Source organism: Oscillibacter sp. KLE 1728 (genome assembly GCF_934833455.1).
Classification (GTDB): domain Bacteria; phylum Bacillota; class Clostridia; order Oscillospirales; family Oscillospiraceae; genus Oscillibacter; species Oscillibacter welbionis.
The window spans coordinates 1-24,622 of record NZ_CAKVVF010000030.1; the positions used below are offsets into that span (position 1 = coordinate 1).

Below are 24,622 nucleotides of genomic sequence, written 5' to 3' on the forward strand. Positions count from 1 at the left end.
CGCCGTATTCATCTTCGGGGAACAGCGGGAGCTCCAGTATACGAATGTAGCGGCGCGAAAAATGCTGAACGACGTGGAGCGGATGGAGCAGTTCCTCTCCCGGGGGATCTCCACGCTGCAGGATACAGGGACACTGCACCTAATCAAAAAGCTGAACAATGATTTTTATGAGATCACGGGCGGTATTCTTCAGGTCCGCCAGGAGATCCGCTATCTCTTTGAGGTACACTTCCGCGCCGCTGGCTATCGGGTATCCTCCTTCGCCAAGCTGGAGGACCCGGAGGACATCCGCCAGGCGCAGAGCCTGCCGGCTTCCAGCGAGCTGTATCTGCGCCCAATGGACAAGCTCATCCAGACTGCCGGCAGTTCCGCGCTGCCCGTTCTGATCCAGGGGGCGGTGGGGACCCACAAGGGCGTGGTGGCCCGTCGCATTCACACCAAAAGCGCCACGGAGGGGACCACGCTGATGCGCCTGCAGTGCAGGGACCTGACGGAGAAAAACTGGGACATGCTGTTGAATAATGCCGCGTCTCCCATTCACGCCACGGGATACACGGTATATCTGGAAAACGTGGATACGCTGCCGAAGGATCTGCAGCAGCAGGTGGGGACCTATATTGAGGATACCAAGATGACCCACCGCCATCGGGTAATCAGCTCCAGCTGCTGCGACCTGTCTGCCGAGGTGGCCCGGGGACAGTTCTCCAGCCGGCTCTATCTGCAGCTCAGCGGATTCACCATCAATGTGCCGTCTCTGGCCCAGCGGAAGGAGGATATTCCCGCCTTTGTCAATATGATGATTCCCCAGTACAATACCGCGCTGGCCAAATCCACCGTGGGCATGGAGCCGGATGCCATGGAGCTGATGGTGGAATTTGAGTGGCCGCTGAATCTGGTGCAGCTGGAAAAGGTGCTGCGCCAGATGATCGCGGCGTCCTCGGGATTTTATATCACTGCCGCTGAGGTGGCCGCGGTCCTGCAGAACGAGATGCGGAAAGTGAGTGCCCTTCCGCCGGCGGTGGATCTCTCCGGGACCTTGGAGGACATCGAGCGGAGAGTGATCGAACAGGTGCTGCGGGAGGAGAACATGAATCAGTCCGCTGCGGCCAAGCGGCTTGGAATCGGCCGAAGCACCTTGTGGAGAAAGATCGCCGGCAGCGGCGGAAAATAAACAAAAAGGTCCGGGGGCACAGGGAATATCCCTGTGCCCCCGGACCAAATTTCCGGCAGCGCGGAAGCTTCACTTGCCTTGGATTCCCAGCGCGCGGCAGACGCTGCGGCGGGTGATGCGGTATACCCCATAGAGCACCGCCGAAAGCACGGCGATCACCGCAGCACAGACGGCCATGCCGGCCATCTCGCCGGGGGTGAAGCGGTTATCATTGAAGTACATAATCATGAGGTAGAAGGCGGAGATGACTGCCGTGCCCACGATGGCGGGCACAAGAAACACCTTGGACACCTGCCCCTTTACGGACCGGAACAGATAGCGGTTCGGCGCCCCCAGGTGCCGCAGGTCGTCGTACACCCGTGCGTTGGTGAGGGCGATGGTCATGCACCGGGTAAAGGCAATGACGATGACCGCCGCGAAGCAGATCAGGGCGATAAAGATGAACAGCACCAAAAACACCGCCATGGTGGTGACGAAGTCGTTCTGATCCAGCACCCGGAACTGGGGCATGTAGAGCCAGTAGTTGCGGAACTCCGAGGTGTCCCGGTCCTCCCGCTCTATCACCGGGAAGCCATGGGCGGCGATATGTGCCCGGTCGTAGTCATAGACCTCGCCGGCCTCCTCCGCCAGCGCCGCACTTACCAGGTCGTAGGCGTCCATCTGCAGCACATCGTCGCCGGAGCGGTCCACGATCTCGTTGAACAGGGCGTCGGCAAAGGGATAGCTGGCCTCCGCATCCGCCACGTTGAAGAATACCCAGGTCTCCCGCCAGAGGTCGGTGAGTCCGGCGGTGAGGATCTCGTAGTCGGCGTCATCCAGCACGTAGCAGCCCAGCAGCATGGTGAAACACAGAGGCTCCGCCGGGGTAACGGACAGACTGGCCCCGGTGACCATATTGGTGACCAGCGTCACGTCGCCGCCGGAGAGGTAGTCGCTGCCGCCTTCATCATCCAGCACATTGGCACAGGTGCCGGGGGCCAGGTCCACAGCTTGGCCGGTGAGGGCGTTCCAGGCGCTCTCGGAAAAATAGGTGGCCCCGCCTTGGATCTCCCGGTATTCCTTGGTGTAGGTGGTGCCCAGAGCTCCGGCGCTCTGCTCGATGGAGACGGTGCCGTCACAGCCCAGGGTGGCGGCGTCCACCTGGGTCCAGGAGGTGATGTCAACACCATGCTTCGACGCCAGAGATTCCACCTCGCCCCGCTCCGGCCAGTTCTGATCATTCCGCCAGTGGTACTCGAAGTCCACCGGCCGGGTGGAGAAGCTGTAGGTGGAACTGGTATTCAGCATGGGGGCGTAGAAGGAGGCGAAATAGGCGCCGACGATCAGCAGCGTCATCACCAGCATGTTCCGCACCGTCTGGCGGCCTTGGAACTTCATCATGGACGTGGCGATGATGTCCCGGTACTTATGGCGCTTCCGCCAGCCGTTCACCACCGTGTGGAGCAGGATCATGTACATGCCGACCAGCGCCGGCAGGTAAAAGACGGCGTCCACCCCAGAGGGGGAATACCAATGGAGAACCGTGATAAAGAACGACGGCATCAGAAACCCTGCCAGGGCGCCGATTACCACCAGGACGATGCCCACGCTTCCGTACCACCGCTTTACCTCGCGGATAGGCTCGGACTTGTGGGACTCCTGGACGATGTCGATGATGTTGGTGCGGCGGATGGACCGGCCGCCCAGGAAGAACAGCATCCCCACCACGTAGGCGGCAAAGACCATGGACAGCAGATAGGACCGGGGATCGAAGGACAGGGCCATCTCCTGGGAGTCCACCAGGAACAGGCGGAACAGCTGCCACACGCCCCAAGCCAGAGGGCCGCCTAAGGCCGCCCCGGCGGCGCAGGAGCCCAGGGAGATCACCGCCAGCTCCTTGCCCATCTCCCGCTGCAGCTGGCGGCGGGTGGCCCCCAGGGCCAGGAACACGCCGGTCTCCCGGGATTTCTGGCGGAAGAACAGCCCGGCGGCATAGGCGGTGAACACGGCGCAGCCGATGACCGCCAGAACGAACACCATCATCACCTGCTTGCGGCTGTCGCCGCCCTCCGGCAAGACGGAGAGGATGGTGGGGGAGCGCATCATGCAGACATAGGCAGTGATCAGCAGCACGGAGAAGAAGCTGCACCCTGCCAGCAAGGCATACTGGCCCCTGTTTTTGCGGCGCAGGGCCGCGTAGGCGTCGGAAAAGTGCCGCATGGTCTCACTCCTTCCCCATGTCCCGGATGGCGTCCAACAGCTGGTCCTGAAAGGCGGTGCGGTCCGTGGCGCCCTTTTCCAGGGTCCGCCACACCACTCCGTCCCGGAGGATGACCACCCGGTCGCAGAAGGAGGCGGCAAAGGAGTCGTGGGTTACCATGAAGATGGTGGCCTCCAGGGATTCCTTGGCCTGTTCAAAGGAGCGAATTACCGCCCGGCTGGACTTGCTGTCCAGGTTGCCGGTGGGTTCGTCCGCCAGGATCAGCAGGGGATGGTTGATGAGCGCCCGGGCCACGGCGGTACGCTGCTTCTCACCGCCGGAGATCTCCGCCGGGTATTTGTCCCGGATGGCGGAGATACCGAATACATCGCACAGCTGGTCCGCCCGGGCCTCCGTCTGGCCGGTGACGGCGCCGCCGATGATGGCGGGCAGGAGAATGTTCTCCCGGACTGTCAGACCGTCCAGCAGCAGGAAGTCCTGGAACACAAAGCCCAGCTGCCGGTTGCGGACCTTTGCCAAAGCGTCCTCGCTGAGATTTGCCAGCTGCCGATCCCCCAGCATGATCTCCCCACTGTCGATGGGGATGTAGCAGGAGATGCAGTTTAAGAGCGTGGTCTTGCCGGAGCCGGAGGGGCCCATGACAGCCACGAACTCCCCCTTCTCCACCGTGAGGGACACGCCCTTGAGGACTTCATAGGTGGTCTTGCCCACTTGGTAGGATTTGTGCAGATCTTTGACTGTTAACATAAAACTCTTCCTTTCTGTCTCACAGGATATTCCCCGCCAGGGCGATGGCCGCCAGATGGGCGGGATAGAAGGCGTAGAAGAACCAGCGGTTGATCTTGATGCGGGAGTGCGTGGCGCAGAAGATCAGGGGCGCGGCGAACACGGCGAAAATGGACCAGTCGATGCAGAGGCCGCCCACCGTCAGGCACAGGGGATCCTCCGGCCAGCCGTTCATCAGGGCCGGAAGATAACTGAGGAGGTAGAGGGCCGCGCCCAGGCGGGGCCGGTTCCGGCAGAGGTAGAAGATCAGCATCAGCTGGATGCCGGTGCCGGAGTAATCGAAGTTCCACCAGCTGACGGTGAAGAGCGCCAGGGCGAACAGCCACCATTTCCGTTCCTTCAGGCCGTACATGCCCAGCAGGCTCAGGAACAGGGTGAAGAAGATGTTCCAGTTGGTGAGGTTGGCCCAGAATTCGCCGACCGGGTGGAAGGCCAGGATGTAAAAGGGCTGGCTGACGAGGGCGAAGATGCCCAGCCGGGTCAGGTACTTCCGCACGTCGTGGGTGTACAGCAGGCCCACCGTCAGGCAGTAGCAGAAGATAGGGAAGGCCAGTCGGCCGATCCAGCGGAACACGCCCGCCTCCGGGAAAAAGGCGCCGCCGATGTGGTCGATCAGCATGGCGGCGATGGCGATGAGCTTCAGCAGATCCGTGTCCAGATTGGTTTTCAGCCGTGGCCCCGTCTGGGGGATGGCGGCGGGAGTGGTGAGCACGCTCCACACACGGGAGCGGGAGATGGCAGTGGCGTTTGTCATGGTGTTTCCCTCCTTGTTGACACCAGCGTACCGCGAAAAAAGAGCCGCCGCAAACGGGGGTGTCATCTGCGGCGGCCTGGATGTCAAGTTTTGCGTTGGGAGGGGAGGGGATGTCAAGTTTGGCGGATTTGCCGTCAAGTTTGGTTTGGCAGACGGCGGTTCCTGTGGTAGAATGGGCAGGTAGTTTAGGGCGAAAAGCGCCCCCTGCCGGACCCCGGCGGGCAGTTTTCGGTTTGAGGTGATGGGGATGCTGCGGATCGGCATCTGTGACGATATCTACGACGCCAGGCTGGTGCTTCGGGCCGCTCTGGAGCGGGTTCTGGAAAAGCGGCGCGTTCAAGGGCAGTTCCGGGAGTTCTCCTCTGGCGAGGGACTGCTCCGCTGGCTGGAGAGCCACGCCGGGGAGCTGGACTTGGTGTTTCTGGACATGGAGATGGGGGAGCTGGACGGCATGGAGACCGCCCGGCGGCTCCGGGCGGCGGACGCCGGACTGCAGCTGGTGTTCGTCACCGGGTATGCAGAGCACGTCTTTGACGGGTACTCCGTGGGGGCCCTGGGGTATCTCTTAAAGCCCCCGAAGGCGGAACAGCTGGAGGAGGTGCTGGACCGGGCACAGGCGGCGCTGGTCCGGGATTTGGACCGGGCCTACATCTGCCGCAGCGGGGACACCCACTACCGGATCCCCATTGCCAACATTCTGTATTTCGTCTCGGACCGGCGGCAGGTGGCCTGTGTCACCGCCGGACGGGAGTACACGTTTTACGGCAAGCTGGACACGGTGGCGGCGGAGGTGGGGGCGGACTTTGTCCGCATCCACCAGCGGTATCTGGTTCGGACAGGAGCTGTGGACCGGATGGAGGGCGGCGAGGTGGTGCTGCGGGACGGCCGGCGGCTGCCGGTCAGCCGGTCCTGCCAGCCCTCGGCCCTGCTGGCCTTTACCCGGGCGGAGCTGGAGGGATGAGGATGCGGGATGTTCTCTGGCAGATCTGGCTCAACTGCGGCTATTTTCTGACCGTGGCGGCCAGCGGCTTTTTCCTCTACAAGCTCTGTGCCCCCTTTGTCCGCCCCCGGAATGGGCGCTTCTGGAGGGTGCTGCTCTTTCTGACCCTGGCGGGGTCCACCGGCATGGTGATTTGGATCGGTGACCCCAACCTGCTCTATACGCTGCCGGCGTTTTTCGCCTTGTTCCTCCTCTCTACCCGGGGTGACCGGATAGGGCGGGTGGCGGTGTGCATCATCCTCTTCTGCCTGGAGATGTCCGTGTGTGCCCTGCTGGACACCTATGTGGAGCGGATCAACAGGAATGCGCTCTATGACGTGCTGGTGCGCCTGGCCCGCCCGCTGGTGTTCGGCCCGCTGTGGCTGTTGCTGCGCCGCCGCCTGCCCCGGGAGCCGGTGGTGCTCTCCCGGCGGCTGTGGAAGCTGGTGCTGGGTCTAGCGGCCATGCCCCTGTGCGCCCTGATCGCCGTGGTGCTGCTGACCTTCCGGCGGTATGACTCTATCGAGGTCAATACCGTGGCGATGTACCAGGGCATGGTGGTGCTGCCCTTTGTATTTCTGACCTCTCTGGTCCTGTTGTTCGCCATTTTGATTCTGGCGGATCACGAGCGGCTGGAGCAGGCAAATCGCCTGGCAGGTCTGCGGGAGGTCTACTATCAGGGCCTCCGGCAGCAGGAGACCCAGGTGCGCCGTCTCCGCCACGATCTGCGGAATCACCTGACGGCGGTCCGGGGTTTTCTGGAGCAGGGAGATGAACAGGGGGCCATCGGCTATCTGGACCAGATAGCCGGTTCCCCGGCCCTGCGGGGAACCAGACGGCTCTGTGAAAACGAGGCGGCCAATGCCGTCCTCACCGCCAAGGCGGAGGCCATGGAGCGGGAGGGAGTCGCCGCAGACTTCGCCGTCTCCCTGCCCCGGGACCTGCCTGTGGCGGATATGGATCTGTGCGCCCTGCTGGGCAACGCTCTGGACAACGCCATCGAGGGCAGCCGGGGCGCCGGGGAACGGCGAATCACCATCCGCTGCAAGGCGGACAAGGGACTCTTCATGCTGCGGGTGGAGAACACCCTGGGCGGCGCGGTGCAGCCGGATCTTGCAACTACCAAGACGGACAAGGCCGCCCACGGCTTCGGCATCCCCGGGATGCGGGAAATCGCAGAGCGCTACGGCGGCACCCTGGACGCCGGGGTCCGGGACAACGGGTTCGAGCTGGTGGTGTGCCTGCCCCTGGCAGGGCAGGCCGAAACACTGTAAATCCCCATGCGCTGACGGCCGCCGCAGACACAGGAGAGAGCTCGATTTTCCATATCTGCGGTGTATTTGCACAGAAAAACAGGGAGGCCGTCCAATGGACGGTCTCCCTGCTCCGCAGCCAAAGCGGACTCAAAGCATCTTCAAAAGTTCGATCTGTTCCCCGGAGGGGCCAGTGAAGAACCAGTTCTCCAACCCGCCGAAGGTGTTGGGCATCACGCACTTCTCTGCGGTCTGGAAGGTGTCCACGCCGGCGGCGCGGAGATCCGCGGCGGCTTGGTCCACATCGTCCACATAGACGGCGAAATGAGGGATGCAGCCCGCACCCTCCGGCACAGGGGCGGCGATCAACTCCACCAGGAAGCCGCCGAACTCCACAAGGGCCAGCTCCCGCTGCTGTTCCGGCGGGCAGGCGGGGGCCCGGAGATGCAGGCTGCCGCCGATCTTCTCGTAAAAGGCGATGCTGGCATCCATATCCGCCGTATACACGGCAATGTGGCCGAGACCTTGATAGTGCTGTTTCATACAATCAGTCCTCCAGTATGTGAACAATGTAAATATGGCATCAGGAGGCCGCAGTCCGGCCGCCGGGGATCAGGGCGCCCACTGCGCCGCAGACAGCGGCGGGCAACACCCAGCCGAAATCCAGAGACGCCAGGGGCAGCAGGTCCAGAAAGGCCAGCTCCACGCCGGTGTAGGTGCGGACTACCTCCAGCAGGCTCACTGCCAGGGCGCCCAGGGCCGCCAGGCGGAACACCCAGTCCCGGCGGATGCGGCTGCCGAACAGGGCCAGCACGATCAGCACCAGCGTGGGGGGATAGACCACGCTGAGGATGGGGGAGGCGATGGCGATGATCTCATTGAGACCAAAGTTGGATACCACGGCACTGAACACGCAGATGACGCACACCAGCGTGCGGTAGGAAACGCGGCCCCCCGAGAGGCCGGAGAAGTAATCGGCGCATGCACTGACCAGCCCCACAGCGGTGGTGACGCAGGCCAGAGCCACCACCACGGCAAAGAGGATGATGCCCGCCTGCCCCAACAGGTTCCGGACAATGGACACCACCAGGAACGTGCGGTCCACGGTGATGTCGAAGAAGCGGGCGGTGGTGGCGCCCAGATAAGTCAGCCCCAGATAGACCGCCAGCAGGCCGATGCCTGCCACCAGACTGGCGCCGGACACCACCCGGAGCTGGGCGCCGGGAGTCGTGTGTCCCTTCTCCCGGGCGCTCTTCAGAATGATATAGCCGAACACGATGGCCGCCAGCACGTCCATGGTCTGATAGCCGGCTTCCACGCCGGTGGCGGCCACATTCTCCACCAGCGGCTGCTCACCCACCGGCCCGATGGGATTCACCACACCCACCACGATCAGGATCAACAGGCCAATCAGCAGAGCGGGGGTCAGGATCTTTCCCACGATGTCCACCACCGCTGTTTCCCGCACGCACAGCAGCAGGATCAGCAGAAAGAAGAGGATGGAGAAGAGCGCCGGACTGAAGCCGGACACCAGCGGGGCCAGAGAGGTTTCGTAGGTGGTGGCGGCAGTCCGGGGAATGGCCAGCATGGGACCGATGCACAGCACAATGGCGCACATGAGCGCTGTGGAGGGAATCCTGCCGATGCGGGCGGTGATCCCGTCGGGACTTCCCTGCCGGAGAATGGCAAACATAGCCAGCAGGGCCAGTCCGATGTCGGCCATAAAGTAACTGAAAAAGCCGGCCAGCCACTCCGGACCCGATTCCAGTCCCAGATAAGGGGGGAAGATGACATTACCTGCGCCGAAAAACATGGAGAACAGGGCGAAACCGATGACCAAGCTGTCCTGAAGGTGTTTCTTCATAGGAGACCTCCTCTTGCCTTGCAGGTGGACGGATGTCCGCTGAATAAGGGCAAAGCGGCCGCGCGGACGACGCGCGGCCTGTGTATTTATTTGATGTTTATGCTTGAAACAATTATATTTGAATTTCCGAAAAAAGTCAATGTTATACACACCGGGGCGGTCATGGGCGGAGCAACGGAGAAAAATCGCCGGAGCGGGAACTTTTTTCCGTAGAGCCCGTCTAACCTCTCAGACCGCGGCGGAGCGCCGTGAAATCCCGTGAGAGGTTAGGAGAAAAACATGAAAAAGAGAGGACTTGCAGGATTGCTGGCTCTGGCGCTGATACTGGCGCTGGCTGCCTGTGGAGGAACGGAGGCGCAGGAGGACGCCGCCCAGGACCAGAAGATGGAGGAAGCTGCGCCGCCCCAGGAGGAAGAGACTTCGGAAACCGATGGGGAGGACGGCGTCCCTGTGACCATAGAGGGCCCTGAGACGGCGGATGATTCCCAGCAGCTCCAGGAGGACGAGCCGGATCTGGGCTCCCGCCCCGCGGACCCGGCGAAGGAGCCGGAGACGGGGAGCCGTCCGGCAGACCCGGCGGAGAAGCCGGTATACCAGCCGGTGGAGGACACAAAGCCCCAGCAGCCGGACAAGGAGCCGGAGACGCCGGCCCAGCCCACCCCTGCCCCTCCAGTGGAGTCTGCTTCCGGCGTGGATCTGGCGGATTTCTGCGCTTCCGTGACCGGGGACCAGGAGACGTGGCCCGCCCTGATGGCCGTGGAGGGTGAGACGCTGGATACGTTCTATGCGGGACTCTCCGCCATCGCCACCCAGCAGTGTCTGGTGCAGATGGCCATGATCTCCGCCTCCGGTGACGAGATTGCCCTGGTAGAGGTGGAGAACAGCGGCGATGTCCAGGCGGTGAAGGACATCTTCCAGGCCCGAATCGACTATCAGGTGGGGGACGGCACAAGCCCCGGCGGTGCCTGGTACCCCGCGCCCACGGAGATGTGGCGGAACGAGTCCCGGATTGTCTCCAATGGCAACTTTGTGATGCTGGTGGCGCACACCGGCGCGGACGCGGTGGTGGAGCAGTTCAACGCCCTGTTCGCCTGAGCGGAGTCCCGCAATGCGGAAAACGAAGCAGGACTTTTTAAGTCCTGCTTCGTTTCGTTCAGATCAGATTTTGATGAGCTCGTATGCCCGGGTGCCGATGCCGATCTTCTCCGCGTGCTCCAGGCAGACGGCCCAGTCCGTGTCCGGATGGGCGGCGTGGAAGTAGTCACCGGAGGAGCAGTCGCAGCCCTCGTCAAACAGGGCGGAGTTGGGCGCGGGAGTCTGGGCCAGCACGGCGTCGGCACAGGCTTGGTCCAGAGCCACCGGGTCGAAGGAGGCAAACATGCCCACATCCGGGACGATGGGGACATCGTTCTCCGCGTGGCAGTCGCAGTTGGGGGAGACATCCACCACCAGGGACACGTGGAAGCAGGGGCGGCCGTCTACCACGGCCTTGGTGTACTCGGCGATCTTCTTATTCAGAATAGCGGGCGCCTCGTCATACAGGCACTGGATGGCATCCTTGGGGCACACCGCCAGGCACCGGGCGCAGCCCACGCACTTGTCCGTGTCGATGGTGGCTTTGCCGTCGGCACCGAACTGGGGCGCGCCGTGGGCGCAGATCCTGGCGCAGGCCCGGCAGCCGATGCACTTCTTCTGCTTGACGAAGGGCTTGCCGGAGTTGTGCTGCTCCATCTTGCCGGCCCGGGAGCCGCAGCCCATGCCGATGTTCTTCAGAGCGCCGCCCATGCCGGCCTGCTCGTGGCCCTTGAAGTGGGTCAGGGAGATGAACACGTCCGCGTCCATCACCGCACGGCCGATCTTGGCGGACTTCACATACTCCCCGCCCTCCACGGGAACCTCCACCTCGTCGTTGCCCTTCAGGCCGTCGGCGATCAGGATGTGGCAGCCGGTGGAGTAGGGGGTGAAGCCGTTGATATAAGCCGATTCGATGTGGTCCAGGGCGTTTTTCCGGCCGCCCACATACAGGGTATTGCAGTCCGTCAAGAAGGGCTTGCCGCCGTGGGACTTCACCAGGTCCACCACAGCCCGGGCCCAGTTGGGGCGGAGGTAGGCCAGGTTGCCCGGCTCGCCGAAGTGCATCTTGATGGCCACGTACTTGCCGTCCATATCGATATCGCCGAAGCCGGCAGTCATCATCAGCCGGGCCAGCTTCTGGGGCAGGTTCTCCCGCCAGCTGGGGGCGCGGAAGTCCGCAAAGTAGACTTTGGATTTTTCAGCCATGATCTCGTTGCTCCTTTTTCTCTTTCTGTTCTTTGAAACAAGCCTGGAGAGAAATCTCTCCGGTGCCGGGGCGGCGTGCCTTCCGCCTTACGGCAGGTCCACAGAGATGTTGTCGGTGCCGTGCTCGTCAAACTCGGAGAGATAAGCGTCGATCCGCTCCATCAGCTCCCCATAGTTTTCACGGGTCAGGGGTTCCCCATCCATGTCCCGCAGGGCCAGCTCCTCCGCCAGGATCTCATAGAACACCACGTCCTCATACTGCTCGATGGCCTCGTGGATGCCGCCGTCCGCAAAGGCCCGGGAGGGGATCAGCTCCCCCCGGTACAGCTCCACCAGCTTGCTCATCTTGTGGTGCAGGCAGTGGGAGAAAATCAGGCTCTCCACCTGGTCGTATTCCTGGATGCGGTCGTTCTCCCGGGTGGAATTGATGACCCAGTTTCCTATGTATACCAGATCCAGCAGATACCGGAACTGCTGTTCCGTCAGTTCGATCTTCATGGGGCAGACACCTCCCAAATAGATGATACTGTCACGATTATAGCAGAGACATACGCAGAATTCCACATAAAAAACAGGGCAAAAAGACTAAAATCTGTCTTGCGGCAGAAGGCGCCGCATAGTATAATATGTAATCCAGATGCAAAATGAGCATGAGGCGGCCGCCGGTCCGGCGGCGGGAGAAGAAGGAGGCGGAGCGGGATGGACCAGCGTCCCATCGGGGTATTCGATTCAGGCCTGGGGGGTCTGACGGCGGTGCACTCCCTCTGGCGCATCCTGCCGGAGGAGGACCTGATCTACTTCGGCGACACCGCCCGGGTGCCCTATGGCAGCCGTTCCCGGGAGGCCATTTTGAAATACGCCCGCCAGGATGTGCGTTTCCTGCGCTCCTTCGATCTGAAGGCCATCCTCATCGCCTGCGGAACGGTGACTACCACCTCGCTGGCGGCGCTGCAGGCGGAAAACGACCTGCCCATGGTAGGCGTGGTAGAGCCCACTTGCCGCCGGGCGGTGCTGATGACCCAAAACAAGCGGGTAGGGCTCATCGCCACGGCGGCCTCCGTCCGCTCCGGTGCCTACGAGGCGGCTCTCCGGCGGCTGGACCCGGAGGTGACCGTGTTCAGCCGGGCCTGCCCCCTGTTCGTGCCCCTGGCGGAGGCCGGGCGCATCCGGCGGGGAGACGTGGTGATCGAGACCGTGGCCCGGGAGTATCTGACGCCCCTGAAGAATGCGGGGGTGGACACCCTGATTCTGGGCTGTACCCATTACCCGCTGCTGACGGATGTGATCGGGGACGTGATGGGGCCGGGCGTGGAGCTGGTGTCCGCCGGGGAGGAGTCCGCCTTTGAGCTGAAACGGATGCTGAAGGCCCGGGAGCTGCGGGCGGACGAGCGCCGCCGCGGCGAGACGGAGTTCTACGTCAGTGACCGGGTGGAGGATTTTGAGCGGACGGCCTCGCTGTTTCTGCAGGAGGACCTGCGCCATACAGCACGGAGGATTGACATTGAACGATATTGAGACGCGGTGGAAGAAGCTGCCGGTGCTGCTCTTCATCCGGGGAGAGCAGTATTTTGACGATGTGGACCCGGATGCCACGGAGCTGACGACGGAGGGGACCCTGGAGCTGACGGAGAAGGGCCTGCTGCTGACCTATCAGGAGACAGCTCTCACCGGCATGGAGGGGACGACCACCACCTTTGAGGTCAGCGGGCCCCAGGTGATCCTGCGCCGGGTGGGCAGTGTGAACTCCCAGATGGTGTTTGAGGAGGGGCGGCAGCACACGTCCCTGTATGAGACCCCCTACGGGGAGCTGTCGGTGGATATCCAGACCAGCGCCCTGCGGCACAACCTCAGCGAGCGGGGCGGCCTGCTGGAGATCAAGTACTCCATCGCGGTCGAGCATACGGTGACAGGAAGAAACAGCTTCAAGATCCGGGTAAAGCGAAAGTAAGAGAGCGTTCCGGCAAACCGTGCGGCAGCGCGTCCAAGTATTTTGGAGGAGCCAAAATCTTTGGCGGAGGGCGAATTCATTTCGCCCGGGGATTCCGAGAAAAGGGGTCCCCCGGGATCTGTCCCGTGGGAAGCGCACGGTGACAGGGAAAAACAGCTTTAAGACCCGGGTAAAACGGGAAAAACAGGGGTTGGGAATTAGGAATTGCGGTGCCGCCGCAGGTGGCAATTGGAATCTGTCCGGCTTTGCCGGACACCAAAATTCCTCATTCTGAATTCCTCATTCACGAAAGAGGGAACGATATGATCAACATGGTACAAAACGCGAAGGACCAGGCGGCGGCGCTGGCCATGGCCGCCTATCAGGCGGCAGTGGCGGACGGGACGCTGCCCCAGGCGGAGGTGAAGACCGCCCCGGTGGAGATCCCCAAGGACACCGCCAACGGCGATTTCACCACCACGTTTGCCCTGGCGGCCTCCAAGGCGCTGCGGCAGCCGCCCCGTAATATCGCTCAGGCACTGCTGGACCACATGGACCTGGCGGGGAGCTACTTTGCCTCCGCGGAGATTGCGGGACCGGGCTTTCTGAACTTCCGTCTCAACGACAGCTGGTACGCTGCCGTCTGCGAGGCGGTGGAGAGCGAGGGTGCCGGCTACGGCACCGCCGACCACCTGAAGGGGCAGAAGATCATGGTGGAATTCGTCTCCGCCAACCCCACGGGCCCCATGCACATGGGCAATGCCCGGGGCGGCGTGCTGGGAGACACCCTGGCCAGCGTGCTGGCGGCGTGCGGCGCCGACGTGACGAGGGAGTTTTACGTGAACGACGCGGGCCACCAGATTGATAAGTTCGCCCACTCCATTGAAGCCCGGTATCTCCAGATCATCCGGGGGGAGGACGCGGTGCCCTTCCCGGAGGACGGATACCAGGGTGAGGACATCAAGGACCTGGCCCGGGCCTATTATGAGAAAAACGGAGACAAGCTGTTGGATGTGCCGGAGGCGGAGCGCCAGGAGGCGCTGGCCCAGTTCGGGTTGTCCATCAACCTGCCTAAGATGAAGACCGATCTGGAGCGGTACAAGATCCACTATGACAACTGGTTCTACGAGTCCTCTCTCCATGAGAGCGGCTATGTGAAGGAGACAGTGGATCTGCTGGCGGAGCGGGGCTGGACCTATGAGAAGGACGGCGCCCTGTGGCTCCGCACGGCCGACATCCTACGGGACCACTACCGCAGGCAGGGGAAGAAAGAGGCGGACATCGAGAAGCTGGACCTGAAGGATGACGTACTGCGCCGGGCCAACGGGTTTTACACCTACTTCGCCGCGGACATCGCCTATCACCGGAACAAGTTCGCTGTCCGGGGCTTCGACAAGGTCATCAACATCTGGGGTGCGGACCACCACGGCCACGTGGCCCGGCTGAAGGGCGCCCTGGACGCGCTCGGCCTCAACGGCAGCGAGCGGCTGGACATCGTGCTGATGCAGCTGGTGAAGCTGCTGCGGGACGGTGAGGTGGTACGGATGAGCAAGCGTACCGGCAAGGCCATCTCCCTGTCCGACCTGCTGGACGAGGTCAGCGTGGACGCCGCCCGGTGGTACTTCAATGCCAAGCCGGATACCCAGATGGAGTTCGATCTGGGCCTGGCGGTCCGGGAGGACAGCGAAAACCCCATCTACTACGTGGAATACGCCCACGCCCGGATCTGCTCACTGCTGCGGGCTCTGGCGGAGGAGGGCACCTCCGTGCCCAGACAGGCGGACGTGGATATGTCCCTGCTCTCCGGCGAGGCGGAACGGGCCCTGCTGAAGCAGATCGCCCAGTTCTGCGAGGAGATCAAGCTGGCGGCCCGGGATTACGACCCCAGCCACATCAACCGCTATCTCCAGGAGCTGGCGGCCTGCTTCCACCGGTTCTACACCGCCTGCCGCATCAAGGGCGAGGAGCCGGCGGTCCGGGACGCCCGGCTGAAGCTGGCGGATGATACCCGGATCGTCCTGCGGAACGGCTTGAAGCTCATCGGCGTGGACGCGCCGGAGAAGATGTAAAAAGACGGCGGGACAGGATGCAGGAGGAAGACCCATGGAATTTCAGAGAGAGCCGGGGCGTATCTACGCCGAGGAAGAAGGCCGGGTGATCGCGGAGGTGACATTTCCCGACCGGGATGGGGCGGCGGATATCGACCACACATTTGTGGACGATACGCTCCGGGGTCAGGGCGTGGCGGGGCAGCTGCTCCGGGCGGCGGCCGACCAAATCCGCGCGGAGGGAAAGCGCGCCAGGGCGACGTGTTCCTATGCCGAAATCTGGTTTGAAAGGCACCCGGAGGAGGCCGATCTGCTGTGCCCCTGAGAGACGACGAGAGCCGCCGCGCCGGTGGGAGCAGCATGGCGCTCCGGGCGGCGTTTCCCGCCACCATCCCGGTGATGACGGGCTTTTTGTGCCTGGGGACTGCCTATGGCCTTTTGATGCAGTCCAAGGGGTATGGGCCGGGATGGTCCGTCCTCATGAGCGCCATCGCTTTCGGCGGCAGCATGCAGTTTGTGGCTGTCACGCTGCTGACCACGGCCTTTGACCCCGTGCAGGCGTTTCTGCTGTCCGTCATGGTCAATGCCCGGCACATGTTCTACGGGCTGAGCCTGCTGGACAAATACAAGGGCCTGGGAAAGGTTCGGGCGTTTCTGATCTACGTGCTGTGCGACGAGACGTTTTCCCTGGTGTCCACTCTGGAGCCGCCGGAAGGCGTGGCCCGGAAGGACTTCTACTTCTGGATCTCCCTGCTGGACTACCTCTACTGGATTACGGGCACAGCCCTGGGCGGCCTGCTGGGGAGTGTCCTCACCTTTGACACCACGGGCCTGGACTTTGCTCTGACGGCGCTGTTCGTGGTGCTGTTCCTGGAGCAGTGTAAGAAGCTGGAGAACCGGCCCGCCGGGGTGATGGGGATCCTCTGCGCCGCTGCCAGCCTGGCGGTGTTCGGAGCGGACAACATGGTGATCCCCGCCATGGTGCTGGTGCTGGCGGTGCTGCTGAGTGCACGGCGCCGCCTGGACCGCAGCGGAGAGGAGGGGGACCTGTGACACTGACGCCTTTACAGACGCTGGGTATTATCCTGGCGGTGGCCGCTGGGACCCAGCTGACCCGATGGCTGCCCTTTTGGCTGTTTCCAGAGAAGAAACAGCCCCCCCGCTGTAGTGGCATACCTGGGGAAAGTCCTTCCGCCCGCCATGATGGGCCTGCTGGTGGTGTACTGCCTGCGGAGCATCTCCTGGCTGTCGGCGCCCCACGGAGCGCCGGAGCTGATCGCCATTGCTGCGGTGGCGGGGCTCCATCTCTGGAAGCGGAATGTGCTGCTGTCCATCGCTGGGGGTACTGTGCTGTACATGGTGCTGGTACAGGCGGTGTTTGTGTGAAAAAAGAGAAGAGATGCCGGCCGGCGGAAGTCCGACCGGCATTTTTCAGTGCCGGGGGAGGCTTCCTTGTTTCCGAATCGTTACAATTTGTTGTGAAACTGAGAGGATTTTTGCGAAAAATCAGGGTATTCTGGGTATAAAATGCAGAGAACGGAGCGCAAAAACCAGGATCTGGAAAGCGAGGTGCGGAACATGAAGCGATTTCTTCTCTGCGGGGTGCTGCTGGCGCTGCTGGCCGGCTGCGGCACTGCCGGGGAGCAGCTGCCGGAGGAAGTCCCGGAAGAGACGGAGCCCCTCTCCGGCGAGGAGCTGACGGCCTCCGCCATGGCGGCGTACGCTGAGATCACGAAGGACCTGACTTTCACCCTGGATGTGGAAGAGGAAGATGCCACAGGCATCAGCCTCTCCATCACCCCGGAGGCCGCCCGGAACGTGGCGGGGCGGGAGAACCTGTTCTCCATCGGCTACCAGTGGGAGCCGGCCTCGGCGGAGGCCTGGGGAGACCAGTGGAGCGACATCGAAAGCAGAGGACGGCTCTTTGCCATGACCGCCCCGGACGGGGAGACCACCCTCCAGTGCTGCACCGGCGGGGACGTGGTGCTGTGGACCGTGGACGGGGAGACCCACTATGCCTGTGTGACGGCTGCGGCGGAGGGGGAATCCGGCCTGAGCGGTCTGCTGCAGGGGATCGCCGAGGACGCCCTGTGGGACGCGGCGTTTTGCGGTCCCGCGGTGGATGGGGCAGAGACGGACTACGAAGAGATCGCCCGGCAGCTGAACGAGGCCGTGGCGGAGAATGTCCGCCATGTGCCGGACTGGGTCAGCTGGAAGCCCCTGGACTTCCAGGCCAACGGCGCCAGCGTGTTTGACGCCTATTACGGTGAGCCGGAGAACTTCTGTGCCGGGCTGGGCTTCCGGCTGCTGGTGGATGACCCGTATGGAGAGATGGCCAACAGCTGGCAGGCGGGCGCAGGGCTGGGAGAACCGGATGCGGACGGGTACTACGGCTATGGCGGCGAGGCCAGTATCCAGAAAAATGAGGACGGCGACTGGACCTGTGACGGTCTGGCCACCGGAGGCAGCGCCGTGGCGCTGCCACTGTCCGGCTCTGGGGAGGAAGCCCCGCTTTCGGAGCTGGTGGACGCATTCTTCCTGACGGAGGGGTTCTCCCATGACTGGCTGCTGCCCAACTACATCCTGGACCACCCGGCAGAGGACATGACGGCCCTGCCCGACCTGCTGGATGACCGGACAGACGCAGAGGTCCGGGAGCTGTGTGCCGTCCTGGGCCGGTGCCTGCGGGACGCCGACTACTGGGACTGGACGCCGGAGACGCTGGCGGAGACTCTGGGAAGCTATGGGGCGTATCTGGATGCATAAATCTGCCAACGCCGGTATAAACTGGGACTGCGGCCTGGCCGCAGTCCTTTTGTTTTGTCATGGAGGCGGATATGGGGAAGCGGTTGTTTTACTGGGAGCTGGCGGGTGCGCTGTTCACGGCGGCGCTGGGGACGCTGCTGCACTTTGTCTACGACTGGAGCGGCGGATGGGGCGCGGCGGCTGCCTTCTCTGCGGTGAATGAGTCCACCTGGGAACATATGAAGCTGCTGTTTTTCCCCATGTTCCTGTTTTCCGTGGTACAGGTGTGCTGCCTGGGACGGAACTATCCGAACTTTCTGGCAGCCCGGGGCGTCAGCACAGTGACAGGGGTCGCGCTGATTCCGGTGCTGTTCTATACGTACACCGGCGTGCTGGGGCGGCATCTGCTCTGGGCGGACATCGCCGTGTTCTACCTATCCGTGCTGGGGGCATTCGCCCTGGATTTCCGGCTTCTGCGGCGGGGGCGCTTCACCTCTCTCTGGCAGCAGATCCTGGGCCTGCTGGCGCTGTGGGGGCTGGCGTTCCTTTTCGTCTACTGCACATTCCATCCGCCGGAGCTGGGGCTGTGGCAGGACCCGGTGACGCTGGGCTATGGAATCCCCAAATGAAAGCAGGCGCCCCTCTTTCGAGAGGGGCGCCGCTTTGCTTCCGGGGATTTTCTGTCCCTGCCGTTGACCGGCTCTCTCCGGCGGGGTATAATATTGTTAAAAGCGACCTGGGGAGGCTGAAGCGGATGAAGACCACAAGACAGAAGCGTGCGGCGCCTTTTTACGCCGCTGCGGCGGTATGGCTGGCCTACGCGCTGGTGCTGCCGCTGTATGAGCCGCTGCACTATGCCCTGGCGGCGGGGGCCTCCCTTCTGGCGTTCGCGGCGGCGTCCGCCCTGTGCCGGGGCGGCCCCGCGGGGGAGGAGGCCGGCGAGGCGCCGCCGGAAAAGGCGGAGGAGCCCGCTGAAAAGAAACCGGCCTCCACTGGCAATCCGGAGCTGGACAAGATGGTCCGCGACGGGGAGCTGGCCATCCGGGAGATGAAGCGGCTGGACGAGAATATCGCGGACCCCGGCATCTCCGCCGACATCGTGCGGCTGGAGCAGGTGAGCGCCCGGATCTTCGACGAAGTGCGCACGCACCCGGAGAAGCTGCCCCAGATCCGGCGCTTTCTGGACTACTACCTGCCCACCACCCTGAAGCTGCTGAACGCCTATGACCGCATGAGCGGCACCGGGATCTCCGGGGAGAACATCGACACCACCCTGGCCAAGGTGGAGGGGATGATGCGGACCATCGTGGCGGCCTTTGAAAAGCAGCTGGACAGCCTGTACGGCGCCGAAGCCCTGGACATCTCCACGGACATCACGGTGCTGGAGAACATGATGGCCCGGGAGGGACTGGTGGACAGCCCGCTGAAGGCGGAGCCGGACGAGAAGAAAGAGACCGATATCCGGCTGGAGCTGTGATCGGAGGAAACGCCATGAGAAAGATCGCCATCAGAATGGCGGGCCTGGTTTTCTATATGGCCGCAGGATTTGTCCTTCTGTTCTGGAAACTGGAGCGTGGCGGGTTGCATAACGCGGAGCTCCTGCTGCCGCTGGCATGGCTGGCGGGGGCGGTGGCTTTGGGCCTTCGGCTGGACAAGGCCTGTAAACAGGCGGGAAGGTGGGGAGAGGCTGCCCATCACTTTTTCTCTTCTGTGATATGGCTGCTGCTAGGTATCGGTTTTATGAAGCAGGCCCCGGGCATCTGCACCCTCTGCGGTGTGCTGGGGGTGGTGTACGCAGTGGTTTATGCTGTCTGCGGTGTGCGGGCGGCGGGAGAAGCCCGCCGGAATGAAGAAAATGGCAGAGAGTGAATGATACTATGATGGAGGATGACACAATGGCAGACGAGAAGAGCATGATGCCTGAACTGACCCTGGATCCCAGCCGGACGGATGCGGTGCCCCAGTTGACTCTGGACCCGGCAGCGCCCGCCGCCCCCGCACCGGAGGCCGCCAAGCCGGAGGCGACGCCGGTGCGGCTGGACGAGAACCTGCTGAACGACGCGGAGAAGCAGGCGGTGGAGGCCTTTTCCAAGAAGATCGACCTGACGGACTCCAACCTGATCCTGCAGTACGGCGCGGCGGCCCAGAAGAACGTGGCCAGCTTTTCCGAGAACGCCCTGAACTCCGTGCGCACCAAGGACCTGGGAGAGGTGGGCAAGTCCCTCAGCGAGCTGGTGGTGGAGTTGAAGGGCTTCGGCGAGGAAGAGGAGAAGAAGGGGATCTTCGGACTCTTCAAAAAGACGGGCAGCAAGCTGGAGGCCATGAAGGCCCAGTACGCCAAGGTGGAGTCCAACGTGGACAAGATCGCCCGGGAGCTGGAGCAGCATCAGGTCACGCTTTTAAAGGATGTGGCCATGTTCGACCAGATGTATGAGCTGAACCTGAAATACTACAAGGAGCTCACCATGTACATTCTGGCGGGCAAGAAGAAGCTGGAGGACATGCGGGCGGGCGAACTGCCTGCTCTGAAGGCCAAGGCAGAACAGTCCGGCGCTCAGGAGGACGCCCAGGCATACAACGACATGGTCCAGATGTGTGAGCGGTTTGAGAAAAAGCTCCACGACCTGGAGCTGACCCGGATGATCTCTGTGCAGATGGGCCCCCAGACTCGGCTGCTGCAGAACAACGATACCTTGATGGTGGAAAAGATCCAGTCCTCCCTGGTGAACACCATCCCCCTGTGGAAGAGTCAGATGGTGCTGGCCCTGGGGCTGGAGCACGGCCGCCAGGCCACGGCGGCCCAGAGCGCCGTGACGGAGATGACCAATGAGCTGCTGAAAAAGAACGCGGATCTGTTGAAGATGGGCACCATTGAGACCGCCAAGGAGGCAGAGCGGAGCGTGGTGGACATTGAGACGCTGCAGCACACCAACCAGCAGCTGATCTCCACGCTGGACGAGGTGCTGAACATCCAGCGGGAGGGCGCCCAGAAGCGCAGGGCCGCCGAGGCGGAGTTGGGCCGCATCGAGGGCGAGCTGAAGCAAAAGCTGTTGGAGCTGAGAAATTAAAGGGAGAGCAGGATCCCCCTTTGGAATCCCCACCAGTCTGCGCACTGGTGAACGCGCCCGGGGCGCTTGGATCAAGGTAGTTTCGCCACGTACACGCTGCGGCGAAAATGATTCAAATTTCTTCTTTCGCCAATGGCGGAAGAACTGGGGAAAACCGGAGGCTTTCCCTTAGCCCCCTTTCCCGCTTGCGGGGAAGGGACGGAGAGGACATACGCTTATGAAGTTTTTTCAGAAACGGGCCGTGGCGGCGGTGGTGCTGATTTTAGCCATCGTGGCCGGGGTGGTGATTGGGCAGGCCAAGAAGCCGGACACCGGAGGCCAGGCGTCCACCGCCATTGTGGGGTCCTATACGTATGTATATGACTACGCCGGGGTGCTGACGGATGAGACCATGGAGCATATCGACGCCATGAACGCCTCCTTGTTTGCCCAGACCGGGGCCCAGATCCTGGTAAGTGTGGTGAACTCCACTGGCGGCGCGGACATCATGGACTATGCCTCGGATCTGGGGAACAGCTATGGCGTAGGCTCCGCAGAGCGGAACAACGGCGTGGTGATGCTGCTGGCGCTGGACAACATCTCCCAAAGCGGCCTGATGGGCGACTACTGCGTGGTGGTGGGGACCGGGCTGGAGAGCCACGCGGACGATTTCATGAGTCTGCAGTCCTATTACCTGGAGAATGATTTCGCTGCCGGGGAGTACGACGCCGGTGTGAAGGCGACTTTTGATGCCTTCATCGCCTGGTTTGCCGACTTCTACGGCGTCGCGATCCGGGAGGGGTATATCCCTGCCGTCCGGGAGACCTATTCCAGCGGCAGCGGGTACTACTATACGGAGACCCACGGCTATGTGGCGCCGGCCTTTGGGTCCCTGGTGAGCGGCGTTGTGGTGCTGCTAGTGGTGCTGCTGGTGCTGTGGGTGATCCTGGACGGAATGCGGTACTCCCGCTACCGCCGGCGGTATCTGCGGCCCGGTATGGGACGGCCCACGGTGCTGTACTACCCCATCTTCTGGGGACGGCCCCAGCGGCCCAGGCCACCCCGTCCTCCAAGACCGCCAAAGCCACCGCGCCGGCCGCCCTCCGGCGGAACATTCGGCGGGGTCGGCTTCGGCGGCAGCCGGGGAGGCATGTTCGGCGGAGGCTCCTTCGGGAGTGCCGGAGGGTCCCGGGGCAGTCTCGGCGGAGGGACCTTCCGGGGCAGCGGCGGCCGGCGCGGCGGCTTTGGCGGAGGCTCCTTCCGCAGCGGCGGGGGGAGACGCGGAGGCTCTTTCCGCGGCGGGCGCCGGTAAGAGACAGATATAACGGGGCCTGTATGCCATTTGAAAAGCAGGAGGATCCCCCGGAGTTCCGGGACGATCCTCCTGCTTTTGCGTTGGAAGAAGTATTACTTTTGCAGTGCGGCTCAGCGGATGGGGAGCATTTTGCCGGTCTCAAAGGATTCCTTGCAGCGATAGGCCGCCTCGGATACGGCGGTGCCGTCGTAGACCGTCAGGTCCGCAGGGTGTGTGCCGGTACGGATGTGGTCCGTAAACGCCTGCATCTCAGCCAGAAAAGCGGTGTGCCAGCGGGACATGAAGTCCGGATAGTACTCCTGCCGCGCACCATGCTCATCCACGACCTGCAGCAGGTTCCGGGCGCCCACGGGGGCGATGCGCAGCGTGCCGTGGGTTCCGACGATTTCCGTCTCTACATTGCAGCCTGCTGCATGGGTGCGGTTGGCAAAGAGAAAGCCCATGGCGCCGTTTTCGCACTGGACCATGGCGGCGGCATTGTCTGTGTCATGCAGTTCCCGACAGAGGTCGAACTCAAAGACACCACCGATGGCCCAGACGTTACGGATGTTAGAGCCGGTGAACCAGCGGATCAGATCCAGATCGTGGACGCACATGTCCAGGAACTGGCCGCCAGAGTGGGGGAGAAATTTCAGTGTGGATTCAATGGTGCTGCGGGGATCCTGGGTGCAGGAGCGGACCAGCACCACCTTGCCGATTTCACCGGCGTCCACACGGCGCTTGGCCTCAGCATAGGAGGGGTCAAACCGGCGCATGAAGCCCAGTTGGAACACCAGTTCCGGATGGGCCTCAACAACCTTTTCAGCTTCCTTGCACTGAGCCACATTGGTGCCCAGAGGCTTTTCACAGAAAACGTGCTTGCCGTGCTCCATGGCAATTTTGATCTGCTCCACATGAAGAAAAGAGGGGGAGACGATGACGATGCCGTCCAACTCCGGATCGGCGCACATGGCGGCAAAATCGGTGTAAGTATGAGGAACGCCCAATTCCTCTGCCACCGCCCGGAGACGGGAGGTATCCACGTTACAGATGGCGTGGAGGACGCAGCCGGGAATGGATGCGGCTAAGTTTTTTGCATGTTCGTAGCCCAGACGGCCCAGGCCGACAGAGCCGATTTTAACAGATTCCATATAGCACCTTCTCTCTGGGGTTTTCAATTTTACAGTATAGTCTAATCCCCCCAAAAATACAAGCGGGACCTGCCTTGAAAGCTGGATACTGCCGAAGAACTTGAACAGCGGCACGGCTCTTGAGAGCCGTGCCGCTGTTTTGCGGGAAAGTGGTCCCTGGGGATCAGTCCACCTCCCGCAGCCGTTCCACGATGGTGGCCTTGGAGACGGAGCGGTACACCGCCAGGGGAACCAGGACGCCCAGCAGGGCGAACACCGGGGCCACGATCAGGAACGGGGTCAGCGTCAGGCGGTAGGTGAAGAACCAGAACATGCTCCCCACCGCCTTGAAGGCCACCGGGCCGAAAATCAGGGTCAGCACCAGGGAGATCCCCGCCGCCCCCAGGGCATAGAGCAGCCCCTCATACACCAGCATGGTCTTGAGCTGCTTGCCGGCCATGCCGATGGACTGGAGCACGGCGAACTCCCGCTTGCGGGCGATGATGCCGGTGAGGATGGCGTTGAAGAAGTTCAGCACGCCCACCAGCCCCACGATGAAACTGAGGGCCCCGCCGCACAGCTGGAACATGGAGCGCATCCCCTCGAACTCCGATGCGTAGAGCGCCTTGCTCTCATAGTCGAACTGGGGATTCACGTTCTCTGTGTAGTCTGCCAGGAACTTCTCCATGGCGCCGTTGGCCTCGTCGGTGGTATCAAAGGCGTAGTACATCACGCTGTCTGTGCCGCTGTCCTGCATGAAGGTCTGGTCATTCAGGATGAACTCGTCCGCGCCGTAGTAGCGGTAGCTGAGAGAGATGGGCACGGCAACCAGGGCGGCTACTTCGTATTCCACATCCCGGTATTTCACCGGCTGCGCCACATAGTTGGCACTGGCGGGCACGTCCTCCGGGCTGGCGTAGGCGATGCCGGTGTCCGGATCTACATACTCCGTCTCCTCCACGTACCGGACGGTGACGATGTCCCCCAGCCGGGCCCAGTGGGAGTCCATCTCCGGATTGCCGTAATCATCATCACTGTACACAGCGGCCACATACCGCCCGCCGTCCTCATAGAGCTTGGACAGGTCTCCCTCCAGTACCGTCAGGTGGTCCAATGCGAAATCGCTCATGCCGGAGAGATGGAT

The 24,622-nt window shown here is 62.6% G+C and carries 25 protein-coding genes; 16 read left to right on the top strand and 9 right to left on the bottom strand.

Features of this window, described 5'->3' with window-relative positions; genetic code table 11:
• On the top strand, positions 1-1,171 hold a 1,171-nt coding region (locus QVE23_RS05030), incomplete at its 5' end, for a helix-turn-helix domain-containing protein (protein ID WP_287967686.1).
• 69 nt (positions 1,172-1,240) lie between these two features.
• Here QVE23_RS05030 and QVE23_RS05035 read toward each other — a convergent pair.
• Genes QVE23_RS05035 through QVE23_RS05045 form a run of 3 tightly spaced genes read right to left on the bottom strand, consistent with a single transcriptional unit; the run spans position 1,241 to position 4,911 of the window.
• Complete coding sequence (locus QVE23_RS05035; RefSeq protein WP_287967687.1) at positions 1,241-3,370, bottom strand: FtsX-like permease family protein; 2,130 nt, start codon at positions 3,368-3,370, stop codon at positions 1,241-1,243.
• 4 nt (positions 3,371-3,374) lie between these two features.
• Positions 3,375-4,118 (bottom strand): ABC transporter ATP-binding protein, encoded by a 744-nt coding sequence (locus tag QVE23_RS05040; protein ID WP_025544914.1) that lies wholly within the window; start codon positions 4,116-4,118, stop codon positions 3,375-3,377.
• Positions 4,119-4,137: 19 nt separating this feature from the next.
• Positions 4,138-4,911 carry a TraX family protein gene (locus QVE23_RS05045; protein WP_287967688.1) on the bottom strand — a complete coding sequence of 258 codons (774 nt, stop codon included), beginning with the start codon at positions 4,909-4,911 and terminating at the stop codon, positions 4,138-4,140.
• Positions 4,912-5,158: 247 nt separating this feature from the next.
• On the opposite strand from QVE23_RS05045, the gene QVE23_RS05050 reads away from it, so the two are divergent.
• Complete coding sequence (locus QVE23_RS05050; protein WP_036631374.1) at positions 5,159-5,872, top strand: LytR/AlgR family response regulator transcription factor; 714 nt, start codon at positions 5,159-5,161, stop codon at positions 5,870-5,872.
• A 2-nt stretch (positions 5,873-5,874) separates the two neighbouring features.
• Complete coding sequence (locus QVE23_RS05055; RefSeq protein WP_051320048.1) at positions 5,875-7,164, top strand: sensor histidine kinase; 1,290 nt, start codon at positions 5,875-5,877, stop codon at positions 7,162-7,164.
• 129 nt (positions 7,165-7,293) lie between these two features.
• On the opposite strand, the gene QVE23_RS05060 is transcribed toward QVE23_RS05055, so the two are convergent.
• Entirely contained in the window at positions 7,294-7,686 is a 393-nt protein-coding gene (locus QVE23_RS05060; RefSeq protein ID WP_021751445.1) for a VOC family protein, read from the bottom strand.
• 40 nt (positions 7,687-7,726) lie between these two features.
• A complete protein-coding gene (gene brnQ, locus QVE23_RS05065; RefSeq protein ID WP_021751446.1) occupies positions 7,727-9,007 on the bottom strand; it encodes a branched-chain amino acid transport system II carrier protein in 1,281 nt (426 codons plus the stop codon).
• Between the two features lie 279 nt (positions 9,008-9,286).
• Here brnQ and QVE23_RS05070 point away from each other — a divergent pair, with 279 nt between their 5' ends.
• A complete protein-coding gene (locus QVE23_RS05070) occupies positions 9,287-10,102 on the top strand; it encodes a DUF4358 domain-containing protein (RefSeq protein WP_287967689.1) in 816 nt (271 codons plus the stop codon).
• 63 nt (positions 10,103-10,165) lie between these two features.
• On the opposite strand, the gene QVE23_RS05075 is transcribed toward QVE23_RS05070, so the two are convergent.
• Both QVE23_RS05075 and QVE23_RS05080 read right to left on the bottom strand, forming a co-directional pair.
• On the bottom strand, positions 10,166-11,287 hold the full coding sequence (locus tag QVE23_RS05075; RefSeq protein WP_021751449.1) for a DUF362 domain-containing protein: 1,122 nt from the start codon (positions 11,285-11,287) through the stop codon (positions 10,166-10,168).
• 87 nt (positions 11,288-11,374) lie between these two features.
• Positions 11,375-11,785: a hypothetical protein gene (locus QVE23_RS05080; protein WP_021751450.1), complete on the bottom strand. Its 411-nt coding sequence runs from the start codon at positions 11,783-11,785 to the stop codon at positions 11,375-11,377.
• Positions 11,786-11,986: 201 nt separating this feature from the next.
• Between QVE23_RS05080 and murI the strand changes: the two genes are divergently transcribed.
• The 12 genes from murI to QVE23_RS05140 all read left to right on the top strand — a co-directional run bounded on the left by murI (position 11,987) and on the right by QVE23_RS05140 (position 22,366).
• Entirely contained in the window at positions 11,987-12,802 is an 816-nt protein-coding gene (gene murI, locus QVE23_RS05085; protein WP_021751452.1) for a glutamate racemase, read from the top strand.
• Complete coding sequence (locus tag QVE23_RS05090; RefSeq protein ID WP_287967690.1) at positions 12,789-13,235, top strand: YwiB family protein; 447 nt, start codon at positions 12,789-12,791, stop codon at positions 13,233-13,235. Before murI ends, QVE23_RS05090 begins: the two co-directional genes overlap by 14 nt.
• A 302-nt stretch (positions 13,236-13,537) precedes the next feature.
• Complete coding sequence (gene argS, locus QVE23_RS05095; protein ID WP_119310601.1) at positions 13,538-15,283, top strand: arginine--tRNA ligase; 1,746 nt, start codon at positions 13,538-13,540, stop codon at positions 15,281-15,283.
• 34 nt (positions 15,284-15,317) lie between these two features.
• A complete protein-coding gene (locus QVE23_RS05100; protein WP_267288255.1) occupies positions 15,318-15,587 on the top strand; it encodes a GNAT family N-acetyltransferase in 270 nt (89 codons plus the stop codon).
• The gene (locus QVE23_RS05105) at positions 15,578-16,315 is read left to right on the top strand and encodes an AzlC family ABC transporter permease (RefSeq protein ID WP_353847670.1); all 738 of its coding nucleotides are present in this window, start codon (positions 15,578-15,580) and stop codon (positions 16,313-16,315) included. Before QVE23_RS05100 ends, QVE23_RS05105 begins: the two co-directional genes overlap by 10 nt.
• Positions 16,316-16,429: 114 nt before the next feature.
• Positions 16,430-16,648, top strand: a complete 219-nt coding sequence (locus QVE23_RS05110) for a branched-chain amino acid transporter permease (RefSeq protein ID WP_353734546.1) — start codon at positions 16,430-16,432, stop codon at positions 16,646-16,648.
• 192 nt (positions 16,649-16,840) lie between these two features.
• Positions 16,841-18,028: a hypothetical protein gene (locus QVE23_RS05115; RefSeq protein ID WP_147629944.1), complete on the top strand. Its 1,188-nt coding sequence runs from the start codon at positions 16,841-16,843 to the stop codon at positions 18,026-18,028.
• Positions 18,029-18,099: 71 nt separating this feature from the next.
• The gene (locus tag QVE23_RS05120; RefSeq protein WP_036631375.1) at positions 18,100-18,636 is read left to right on the top strand and encodes a DUF6512 family protein; all 537 of its coding nucleotides are present in this window, start codon (positions 18,100-18,102) and stop codon (positions 18,634-18,636) included.
• 125 nt (positions 18,637-18,761) lie between these two features.
• Entirely contained in the window at positions 18,762-19,484 is a 723-nt protein-coding gene (locus QVE23_RS05125; RefSeq protein WP_267288257.1) for a 5-bromo-4-chloroindolyl phosphate hydrolysis family protein, read from the top strand.
• Between the two features lie 14 nt (positions 19,485-19,498).
• Positions 19,499-19,876 (top strand): hypothetical protein, encoded by a 378-nt coding sequence (locus QVE23_RS05130; protein WP_119310608.1) that lies wholly within the window; start codon positions 19,499-19,501, stop codon positions 19,874-19,876.
• A 26-nt stretch (positions 19,877-19,902) separates the two neighbouring features.
• Entirely contained in the window at positions 19,903-21,075 is a 1,173-nt protein-coding gene (locus QVE23_RS05135; protein WP_287967229.1) for a toxic anion resistance protein, read from the top strand.
• Between the two features lie 217 nt (positions 21,076-21,292).
• The gene (locus QVE23_RS05140; protein ID WP_287967691.1) at positions 21,293-22,366 is read left to right on the top strand and encodes a TPM domain-containing protein; all 1,074 of its coding nucleotides are present in this window, start codon (positions 21,293-21,295) and stop codon (positions 22,364-22,366) included.
• 113 nt (positions 22,367-22,479) lie between these two features.
• Here the strand turns inward: QVE23_RS05140 and QVE23_RS05145 are convergent, their stop codons facing one another.
• Positions 22,480-23,499: a Gfo/Idh/MocA family oxidoreductase gene (locus tag QVE23_RS05145; protein WP_036630325.1), complete on the bottom strand. Its 1,020-nt coding sequence runs from the start codon at positions 23,497-23,499 to the stop codon at positions 22,480-22,482.
• A gap of 163 nt (positions 23,500-23,662) precedes the next feature.
• Positions 23,663-24,622 (bottom strand): ABC transporter permease (locus QVE23_RS05150; RefSeq protein ID WP_287967692.1); only part of this gene is annotated, 960 nt, incomplete at its 5' end.